1 protein-coding gene is annotated in these 770 nt (G+C 35.5%); it reads right to left on the minus strand.

Annotated features, from left to right (window positions below; genetic code table 11):
* Positions 1-289 precede the first annotated feature (289 nt).
* On the minus strand, positions 290-604 hold the full coding sequence (locus UYK_RS0123885; protein WP_009453760.1) for a hypothetical protein: 315 nt from the start codon (positions 602-604) through the stop codon (positions 290-292).
* Positions 605-770: the final 166 nt, after the last annotated feature.

A 770-nucleotide genomic window follows, 5' to 3' on the forward strand; every position in this document is an offset into this window, starting at 1 on the left:
TGCCAAAGGCGGGGTGAGGTAATATCTATGAATGCAACTATGTATTAGGTAACAGTCTACTTGTTTGAGACAAAGCAAATAGCAACACATAACCTAAATACATACGGATGAACTATTTATGTACCCTGCGGGAAGCCGCCCTTAGGGGCGTCTACATCTGTGTTCATCTGTGTTCATCTGTGTTCGATTTCAAAAATAAAATCCTTGTCATCGCTGCAATTTACATTCAGCCTAAACCACAAAATCACCCGTGTATAAAATGCGATCTTGAGGACAACTCGTTAATTACTTACTTTTGTTTTTGAAAATATCTGCATATTAATTTTCCAGGATCAACGTCATCAAATGGCATAATATTTCCATCTTCTTCAACTTTATTTTGGTCACGACAATTGTAAACTTCCAGGGGTCTTTTGACTCCATCTACACTCACAACTGCCCGATATTCCCAATAATTTTTCGCACTGCGTTTAATATCAATAATGCAAATTTGATGTTCTTGATAATTGCGACAAACAGAAGCTTCAGCAGAAGATACAAAAGATAAAAAGAGTACTGACACAAAAAAATAAATGATAAAAGCTGATAAATATTTAATTCGCATGATGCTAAGTATAGATGGTGCCAATAAAGCTTTTGGGGTAGTTTTGTTTAACCAGAAAATTTTTACAAATCAACTAGGATTGGTATATCTTAACTGAGTTTAAGTTTATAGCAATTTTCAACTCAATCAGGTACAAAACCTCACTCCTGCCCCTCTCCTTAGTAAG

It is taken from the genome of Fischerella thermalis PCC 7521 (assembly GCF_000317225.1).
GTDB lineage: Bacteria > Cyanobacteriota > Cyanobacteriia > Cyanobacteriales > Nostocaceae > Fischerella > Fischerella thermalis.

Bases quoted from the DNA above. Each gene is read 5' to 3' on its own strand.
- UYK_RS0123885 (WP_009453760.1), bottom strand. From the start codon at position 604: ATGCGAATTAAATATTTATCAGCTTTTATCATTTATTTTTTTGTGTCA.